Source organism: Streptosporangium sp. NPDC006013, assembly GCF_040614275.1.
Taxonomy (GTDB): Bacteria; Actinomycetota; Actinomycetes; order Streptosporangiales; family Streptosporangiaceae; genus Streptosporangium.
This window is the reverse complement of the sequence record NZ_JBEXUE010000465.1, coordinates 1-7,774: the sequence shown is the minus strand read 5'-3', so window position 1 is coordinate 7,774 and position 7,774 is coordinate 1. Positions and strand designations below refer to the sequence as shown.

Here is a 7,774-nt window from a genome sequence, read left to right as displayed (position 1 = left end):
AACTCAGGGGGATATCTCTTCGACATGCCGACCTCTCGAAGGGGGCGGGGGCATGTAGTCAATCAAAGCGACTCCACGAAAGCCGGGGTACATCAAGCTGTCCATCAAACCCGGACGGGTTCAGACCGCCTGGCGGTGCTCGGGGCGATTTTCGTTCCGGGAGGAGGCGCACACCGCGGAGAACGCGCTGGCGAGCATGCAGGTGGTCACGTGCCGATACCACGGAACCCATTTCCGGACCTGGTACTGATCCAGTCCGGACAAGTCACTGGACCCGTTCTCCGGATGCTCCGAAGCGAGATGGGCCGCCGCAGCCGAAGCCAACTCAGCGACCGGGGTCTCTTTTCGGCAGTGCACGAGAAAGCAATATCGATCGCCTGCCGACCGCCCCACCTGAACGGACAGGACGCCATGAACATAGCCCTCCGCCCTGCTTTCCCTCGGGAAGGGCGAGGACGCGAACGAAACTCTGTCGCCGTTCTCGCACTGAATGAACTGCAAAGTTTGAGGCGATGCCTTTCCGCGGGATCTCTGGAAAGATCCAGCCGCAGACACCACGGGCGCATCGGGAAGAAAGTCAGGCGGAATTGCCATCACGTACGAAACGCCCCGGTCGTGCAGCATTTTCCGGAGCCTTGGGTCCGTTCCATAGGTAGCGCCACCCACCACGTACGAGAAGGGCGTCCGCGAATCGATGGCCCGTGTCAACATCTCTGCGACGAGCTCGGGCTTGGTGCGATGGGCTCCTGGCGGCATCGGCACGCCGGCCCGCCGGCACCGTACCGAGTCCTCGGCCCAGAACCTCGGCAGATACAGCTCGCGATCGACGAAGGGGCGCACCCCGAACGAGGCATAGGCGAGCATCACCGCGACCTGACAGTTCTGCGTCGGCCCCCGGTCACCGCACCCCTGCCGGGCCACTCCGACGGATCTGTCCCCCTTCTTCAGGATCTGCAGTTCCTGAATGATGAACAGTCCCCTGTCCGCCGCCAGATGGTCCATCACATAGGAGTAGACAATGTCGCGGAGTCGGTCGGCATCCCACTTGGCCCCGCTCAACAGCCACTCGATCCGGTGCGCTGTAGGATGCCCGGCACACTCGGCCAATTGCCAGGAGTTCTTCCGCGGAACCTCTCCCAGCAGCGCCTGCACCAGATCCTTGAATGTGGTACGAGGCTCTGTCCGAACGAAAAGTTCCTTGCCAACACGTTCAAGGAGGTCGGCGAGTTCACGCCGCAGGGAAAGTCGGGACACGTACCGGCCCACCACCGTTCAGCAGCTGGAGTCATTAAGGAGAAGTTCTTGATCCGGGACTTTCATGGGGGACTATGTGGCATGATCACCTACGTGCGTGAAACCGATGGTCGCAAATCCTCCTAAAAACATCAAGTGAGGCGCCCGGATTTTTCGGAAAGGCCCCAACTACCGTTAAGGGTGTATCGGAAGGAAAGGAAGACTATGGCGCCGACGATTCAGTCAGGAGTTCAAGGAGGAAGCCGTCCACATGGTGCTGGACGGTCCGCGGCCGGTGGCCGCACGTGGCCAAGGAACTTGGCATTCATGACACCAGCCTCGGGAACTGGGTGAACGCCTATCGGTGAACTCGTGGGAATGACATGGGTCCGTCGCGGGATACCGGGGAGAGGAAAAGCGAGCGTGAGCTCGACCTGGAGAGAGAACCGGAAACTTCGCGAGGAGAACGAGTTCCCGAAAAAGCCGCGGCCTTCTTCTCTCGGGAACAGCGGTGAGCGCCAAGTACGAGCTCATCGACACAGAGAAGGCCACCTATGCCGTCATGGACATGTGCGCGTGACTGGGCGTGTCCCGATCCGGTTATCACGAGTGGCGTGGCCGGGCCTCAACCCTTGTCCTGTCTCGCCTTCGAAGCAGATGTAGGTGCCCAGGTCCGCCCAATGCCGTTTAGTTAACGATCATGCTCTGGCTTGGGAGTGTCTGGACAGGAGCGCGACGGTGGGCGGTCCTGCGTGCCGGATGCCCCTGTCGGAGGGGCGGCGTTCTCTGTAGCCGCTTCGTCGGGTGCGTTTGACGGCTCGGGGGTAGCTGCGGTGTCGACGGGAGGGGTTGCGGTTGCGGGGTCGGCCGACCTGGTGGACGGTGCGTGCCCAGAGCATGTCATAGGGCTCAGGGGGAAAGGCCGCCCGGTCGGTGACCGAGCGGCGCACGATGCGCCGGGTGGCCAGGAACTTGATCCGGTCGGGGTCGATTCCCGCGGTGGTGGCCGCGACGCAGATCAAGGTGGCCAGGGCCCAATGGGTGAGGAGGTAGGCTCAGATCTCCTGGCGCACCAGGTCGGGAGTGCGTGACCGCAGGACCCGGCCCGGGCCGCGCAGATGGGTTTTCAACTGGTCGAACCCGGTTTCAGCCTCCCACCGCTGGTGGTGGCAGGAGGCCAGGTGCCCGGCGGTGGCGTTGGCCGGGTCGAGGATGCTGGTGATCAGCCTGATGTGGTCGCCTTTGCGGTCGGGCACGGTGTAGTCGACCACGCGAACGACCACAGCCCGGTCGAGGTCCCGGCCCTGGCGGGCGTCTTCACGCAACCGTTCCTTCTGCGATCTGTGCAGGCCGACCACGGGGTTGGTGATGACCGCGAGCCAGGACCCGTCGTCCAGGTCACACAACCAGTACGGGCGGAGCCCGGCCTCCACCCGCCACAGCAGCTGGGCCCCGGTACGGCGGGCCTGACCCCAGGCGTAGAAGCTGTAGAAGCCGCGATCGGCGAGCAGCAGCATGTCGTCCTCCAGCCGCTCGTACAGGGAATAGGCCAGGGTCTGTTCACCGTCCCAGCAGCCCGACGCATCCGCCGCGACGATCGCGTGACTGGCGCACTCGCTGATAGCCACAACCCGGGCCTACGGAAACGCGGTCTCATACCCGCCCGCGCTGTCCTTGGGAAACTCTTCGAGGTTCGCCGGAGTGTCGGGCAGGTCGAGCACGAACCCGTCGATTCCTGTTCGGCGAGGGTGTACCCGCCACGTTGCGCGTATCGCATGCCTCGGTCGTACAGCCGGAACCGCGAAGCGTCACGACCCTGGGGACCCTACGAGTCCAGCCGGAATATCGGACTCCGTTGGAGGTCCGCAACAAGTACCTGAGCCGACGGCTCGCCGCATGAAGCGATCATCAGGAAGCTGTCCGAAAAACGCGGGGCTTCTCAGAGTCTCCACCGATCCCGGAGCCGCTCAGACATCACTGATGGTCTCGTTCCGACTGAGCACACCCACGCTTGTCGGGTCGAGTTCAACACCATCTGTCCACATAAGGGCATCTCGATGAACCGGCCGACCGAGGTCTATCTCGGCCAGGTCGATCCTACGACCCCCACTTTCCTCGGCCGAAAACCCTGCTGCCTTCTTGACGCAGGACAGTTATGTGCAACTGCTGATTTTCAGCGGTTGCACACAGAACGTTCTCACCCCTCTACTCATGCTCTGGGTCACACTGCCCTGCGCCCGAGGTCTTCGGCGAACTCCGTCCAGGCGGCAGCGCTTTCCTCGGCCGCCTGGCAGACCAGGCCTATGCAGTGCTCGGGAACCGCGTCGATCAACTGCTCCCAGCTCGGCACGAGTGAAGCACTCACGCTGAGCATGCGCAGGAGGAGCCGGCCACGCTCTCCAGACCGGAGAGATGGGTCCTTGATCAGGGCATTCAGCGACGACGTTCTGCTCCGATCATGCTTAGGTTCAGGCAGCAGGTGCGGCGGCTGGCGACGTTCGGGTGCGATGCCTGGAGGAAGAGTATTCGAAGTATCCTGCTGCTTCCGAGGCGCTGGTCCAGGCGACGCACCAGCGGACCTCCGTGAGTTCGGTAAGGGATCTTCTTCTCGCCTCAGACGGTCACGGACATCCCGTACTGTGTTTGGCGAGATCCCTGACTGCTGCGCGATCTGCCGGAGCGAGGCCTGCGGATCTTCTGTCATCAGTTCGGCCGCATGGATCCGACCTGCGGAACTGTCCAGTGGACGGATCCGGCCGTCGCACCCCACCCGTGTCTTCAACTGAGCGCTCTCGGGAAATGTCGCACGGCGGATGGCGTTCACCGTTCGGGCAGACAATCCCGCGACCCTGGCGATGGCCCTGTCGGACCAGTGCGGATGCGACCGGACGATCCGACCGGCTGCCGCGGAGCGATCGGCGGCGGAGAGCGGAAGGCCATGGGAGACGTTCTCCTTGACCGCGATCACGAAGGCGTCGCGCTCGACGCCTTCGAAGAATTGTACCCGTATGGTTTCCTCTCCGCGCAATGCCGCCGCCCGCAACCGGTGCATCCCGTCCACGACTCGCATGGTGGATCGGTGCACGACGATCGGGGGTAGCTCACCGTCCAACTCGGAGAGCAAACGTACGTGCTGATGGTCCTCCCCGATAGCTCGCGGCGAGTCCGCGGGGAGCAACTCGTGAACGGAGACTGTCTCAACCACCGAGAGACTGGGTTGGCAGTCCTCATCCAGCACCTTTCTCCTCATTCGGGACGCGTCCGGCGACTCCGCCGCTGCCCAAGCAGCCAAAGCTCTTCCCCCTTATGAACCGAAAGCCATTCCAAAATGCACCAATATGCCAAAATAAGTCAATATTTGAATGTTATCCGTTAGCTTTGGCGAACTATCAGAAACGGATTGCCCCAATTGGCACTTCTCGCGGTGCGGCCATCCGCTCATCACGACGGGCACGGATGCGCTGAGCAACGCAATACAGAAGCACACTCTTCGGATGAGGAACCAGGCGAGCCGCAGCCCCCCGCCGCAAAAAGCACACCACCCAAGCCCCGGACCGCTGCTGGACGTAGGGCTGGTAGCGCATCGTTGCAAGGGTCAGCGAGGGACCGCTCCAGTGGTCAATCCGAGACTCCAGCTAGGTGTCAACTAGTGATGAACATGGGACACAGGGTGGTTTTTGGTGGTTTACACCCAGGGATGATTGGATATCTGTCGTGAAGATTTGTCAACCTCTGGGATCTGCGAGGGCTCGTAATGTATATGTGTATCCGTCGACGGATGGCAGCGGAACCCAGGAGGAGTAACTAGGGTGGCCACTCTGGCTGAGCGGCTGACCGAGGCCTTGCGCGTGAAGAACCTGTCAAACCGCGAAGTGGCCCGAGCGCTCAAGAAAGCGGGCACACCGATCTCGCACGCCTACATCGGACTGCTATGCAACGGCACAAAGGTCAACCCCACCTTGGAGCAGATGGAGGCGCTTGCTCGATTCCTAGGCGTAACGGTGGGTTGGTTGGCGGGTGAAGACGTGCCGCGGACCCCGCCGGCGGAGCATGTGCGATGCTCGCTGACCCCCGAAGAGGAATACCAACAGCAGCAGGTTGTGGATGACCTGACTGCGCTCGGTGTGCTAAACGTCGCCGAACGAATGACCGGACTCTCCCCATTGTCCATCGAGGCCATTGCGACAATGGTCGAGGCGATGCGCGCGGCCGAGCAGCTCGATCAGGGCGAAGACGCGTAGAAGCTAACGTCGGGGAGGTCAGGTAACATGCCCGATCTGGCCTGGAAAGGTTCACGATCGTGCGATCTCCTGAGCTGTGGACAGCCCTGGAGTCAGCTCCTATCCCTTACCCTTTCACGCTCGACGCGTACCTACAGGAAATTCAGCGCATCCGCGGTCGCCCCCTACACATGCACGATCTACCCGTCGAAGCAACCGCTGTCGCGTGCGGGCTGTGGATCGCCACGCGTAAGGCTGACCATATTTTCGTCGCTCCTGGTGCCAAGGGCGTGCTGCGCGTCAACATCGTGTTGCACGAGGTAAGCCACATGCTCCTCGATCACGGCCAAGTCGGTGGTATCGAAGAAGCCCTGTCCCGGCTGATGAAGCCGACCATCGAGACGGTCGAAGCTATCGCCGCTCGCAGTCGCTATGAAACCCGGGAAGAACGTGACGCCGAGCAACTCGCCACGCTCATCCTCATGCGCGCAAACGAACCGCCGCCCGACCAAAGAGATCATGGATTGCGCATGATCGAGCAGACATTTGGATACTCGGCGGAGGATATGCTTGAGCATCATTGACTGGGCGGCCCTCGTTCTGCTGTGGGCCGCCACGCTGCTACGCCTGCCCGCAGCTCGCCGCTCCTACCAGCAGCGGACGCTCTGGGGCGCCTTCTTCTGGCTCGCGATGTCCCGGGTTTTCTCCGCTGAACCGGTCGTGACATGGCTGGACACAGTGACCGGGATGGAGTGGGCGACCTTGTGCCGGCATCTGACCGGCCTCGCATCTGCCACGTGCCTGTTGGCCTACGTCGAGGTGATCAGCCGCGGCAGCCGAGAATCCCGGAGCCACTGGATCTGGCCAGCGGCCGTGGTCGTGATAGTGATCTTGGTGGTCATGTTCACCGCCCGGGGTGGGCGAATTTACTGGGTCGACGGTGCCCACGCGCCCGGTGCCACCTCCACCCCCGGCCGTATCTACCTCGCCATATTCGATTTCTGGTTGATGTACTGCCTGGGCATGGCCGGATGGATGTTCGCCGGCTACGCCCGCGTTGCTCCACCACTCCTACGTCTTGGCCTAGTGTTATCCACCATCGGCATGATCTCCGGAGTCCTCAACCGTGGTCACGTTATGGTGATCAACCTGGCTAGCCTGTTCTGGCCGGGAACGGACGCGCGCGAGTGGCCTGTCTTCGGCCAGACGACGTTCTTGCTGTGCATCGCGGGAATCACGGCCGGGACGTCGATCCCAGCATGGCGGGCGGCGTCCATCAAGATCCGGCAGGTCCGCGCGCTGAGGGATCTGCATCCGTTGTGGGAGGCGCTCACCCGTCAGTACCCGGATGTGACACTGGGCATGGAAGGCACGCTCCGGGTCCAGTTGTACCGGCGGGTGCTGGAGATCCGCGACGGGATGCTGTCACTCACCTCCGTCGTACCGCCGCCGACGGGCGACAATCCACGTGAGGTCGCATCATGGGTCGCGTCTTCGTTGAAGGAGGCCCGCTCCGGTCAAGGAAAGGGCACACCGTCTGGGATCATTCCGGGGCCGGATTTCGCCGGCGACATCGAAAGGGAAATCGCGTGGCTTCGGCAGGTCGCAGCAGCGTACAAGCAGATCCGCAGGCAGACAGTCGCTTCGCCCGTGGTATGACGGAGGTGTTCGCACCCGCGCACTTTGTCATAGGACTGCCCCTGACCGTGGGCGCGGTCACCGACAGCTGGATCGGCCTCGGCTGGGGCGCACTGGCTGCTGGATTGTGCGGCGGTATCCCGCTCGGAGTGATCTTGACAGGCGTGCGATCGGGCCGGTTCGGTGACAAGCACATCACCGACCGCAGTCAGCGCCCGTGGCTGATCGGCGTGATCGTCGCCCTAGTGCTCACCGCGTTGGCCCTCTTGGTCGTACTCGGTGCCCCCCACGTGATGGTCGCGTGCGTGACCATCATGCTCGCCACATTGGCCGTGACCGGACCGATCACGTTCTGGTGGAAGATTAGCTTCCATACGGCGGTTGCAGCCGGCAGCGTGGTGATGCTTGCCTGGCTCCTGCCACCGGTTCCCGTGTACGTGGCCGGTAGCATGCTGGTGGCGGCGATTGCCTGGTCCCGAGTGGTGATCCGCGACCACACACCCGCCCAGACCGCTGCAGGGGCGATAGCAGGCGGAGCCGCGACGTGGCTCACGCTGGCTATCCTCTTTTAATCCTGTACCGCGCTTGTGATGTACCCCGGCTTTCGTGGAGTCGCTTTGATTGACTACATGCCCCCGCCCCCTTCGAGAGGTCGGCATGTCGAAGAGATATCCCCCTGAGTT

General features: G+C 62.6%; 8 protein-coding genes. 4 read left to right on the top strand and 4 right to left on the bottom strand.

Annotation, left to right across the window (positions count from 1 at the left end):
• Window positions 1-120: 120 nt before the first annotated feature.
• The 4 genes from ABZ260_RS41800 to ABZ260_RS41785 form a co-directional block, all read right to left on the bottom strand.
• Window positions 121-1,254 carry an IS701 family transposase gene (locus ABZ260_RS41800; RefSeq protein WP_355628841.1) on the bottom strand — a complete coding sequence of 378 codons (1,134 nt, stop codon included), beginning with the start codon at window positions 1,252-1,254 and terminating at the stop codon, window positions 121-123.
• Window positions 1,255-1,931: 677 nt separating this feature from the next.
• On the bottom strand, window positions 1,932-2,255 hold the full coding sequence (locus ABZ260_RS41795; protein WP_355628839.1) for a hypothetical protein: 324 nt from the start codon (window positions 2,253-2,255) through the stop codon (window positions 1,932-1,934).
• 33 nt (window positions 2,256-2,288) lie between these two features.
• On the bottom strand, window positions 2,289-2,861 hold the full coding sequence (locus ABZ260_RS41790) for a transposase (protein WP_355628836.1): 573 nt from the start codon (window positions 2,859-2,861) through the stop codon (window positions 2,289-2,291).
• 593 nt (window positions 2,862-3,454) lie between these two features.
• Complete coding sequence (locus ABZ260_RS41785) at window positions 3,455-4,483, bottom strand: ParB N-terminal domain-containing protein (protein ID WP_355628833.1); 1,029 nt, start codon at window positions 4,481-4,483, stop codon at window positions 3,455-3,457.
• A gap of 559 nt (window positions 4,484-5,042) precedes the next feature.
• Between ABZ260_RS41785 and ABZ260_RS41780 the strand changes: the two genes are divergently transcribed.
• The 4 genes from ABZ260_RS41780 to ABZ260_RS41765 are packed head-to-tail and all read left to right on the top strand — an operon-like array spanning window position 5,043 to window position 7,663.
• Complete coding sequence (locus ABZ260_RS41780; protein ID WP_355628830.1) at window positions 5,043-5,474, top strand: helix-turn-helix domain-containing protein; 432 nt, start codon at window positions 5,043-5,045, stop codon at window positions 5,472-5,474.
• Window positions 5,475-5,533: 59 nt separating this feature from the next.
• On the top strand, window positions 5,534-6,037 hold the full coding sequence (locus tag ABZ260_RS41775) for a hypothetical protein (protein ID WP_355628827.1): 504 nt from the start codon (window positions 5,534-5,536) through the stop codon (window positions 6,035-6,037).
• Window positions 6,024-7,112, top strand: coding sequence for an MAB_1171c family putative transporter (locus tag ABZ260_RS41770; protein WP_355628824.1), 1,089 nt, complete (start codon window positions 6,024-6,026; stop codon window positions 7,110-7,112). Before ABZ260_RS41775 ends, ABZ260_RS41770 begins: the two co-directional genes overlap by 14 nt.
• On the top strand, window positions 7,109-7,663 hold the full coding sequence (locus tag ABZ260_RS41765) for a phosphatase PAP2 family protein (RefSeq protein ID WP_355628821.1): 555 nt from the start codon (window positions 7,109-7,111) through the stop codon (window positions 7,661-7,663). The genes ABZ260_RS41770 and ABZ260_RS41765 overlap by 4 nt, the downstream gene beginning before the upstream one ends.
• Window positions 7,664-7,774 lie beyond the last annotated feature (111 nt).

Excerpts from the sequence above, each read along its gene's own strand:
- ABZ260_RS41785 (WP_355628833.1), bottom strand. The coding sequence starts at position 4,483 with ATGAGGAGAAAGGTGCTGGATGAGGACTGCCAACCCAGTCTCTCGGTG.
- ABZ260_RS41765 (WP_355628821.1), top strand. The coding sequence starts at position 7,109 with ATGACGGAGGTGTTCGCACCCGCGCACTTTGTCATAGGACTGCCCCTG.